The sequence below is a fragment of the Arthrobacter sp. ZGTC212 genome (assembly GCF_002929255.1).
Classification (GTDB): domain Bacteria; phylum Actinomycetota; class Actinomycetes; order Actinomycetales; family Micrococcaceae; genus Arthrobacter_B; species Arthrobacter_B sunyaminii.
Genome location: NZ_PJIJ01000070.1, coordinates 1 through 550 on the forward strand (window position 1 = coordinate 1; position 550 = coordinate 550).

The 550-nt window shown below is 66.4% G+C and carries 1 protein-coding gene and 1 pseudogene; one reads left to right on the top strand and one right to left on the bottom strand.

Features of this window, described 5'->3' with window-relative positions:
- A partial coding sequence (locus CXQ89_RS17920) for a winged helix-turn-helix domain-containing protein (protein ID WP_146067312.1) occupies positions 1-301 on the top strand: 301 nt, incomplete at its 5' end.
- A gap of 29 nt (positions 302-330) precedes the next feature.
- Here CXQ89_RS17920 and CXQ89_RS17925 read toward each other — a convergent pair.
- Positions 331-550, bottom strand: a pseudogene (locus tag CXQ89_RS17925) (Hpt domain-containing protein); the annotation flags it as partial.

The following is a 550-nucleotide window of genomic DNA, read 5'->3' on the forward strand; positions in this document are numbered from 1 at the left end:
GACGCGCACCGTGGAAATCAAAGGGGAGCCTCTGGGGCTCACGCGGAGCGAATTCGATCTGCTGCACGTCCTCCTGCGAGGCGGCGGAGCCGTGTGCACCCGGGCCGATCTCGTCCGGGCCGTCCGCGGCGAGTACTACGACGAGGACACCTACATCAGTGAGGCCGACGAACGCGCCGTCGAGGTCCACATCGGGAACCTGCGGCGGAAGCTGAAGGAAGATTCGGTTTCGCCGCGCTGGCTGCAGACCGTGCGCGGCGTCGGTTACCGGCTGGCGCCGAGCAGGCCGGACGCTGGATAAGCCCCTTTGACCGGGGCCGCGGGCGAGGGCTAGCCGTTTTTGAGGATGTACGTGGACTGGAGCTCTGAAACCGTTTGGCCGCCGTCGTAGGCAACCCGCTTCATGAGGACCTGCCCCTGGCCAAAGTCACCCCGGCGGATGAGCACTTCCAGCAACTCAGCCAGCTTGGCCAGGCGCAATCCGCCCACCATGGCTGAGCTGATCTTCAGGCTGGTGGCCGCGTCCAGGGCTGAATCGCTGTCCTGGCTG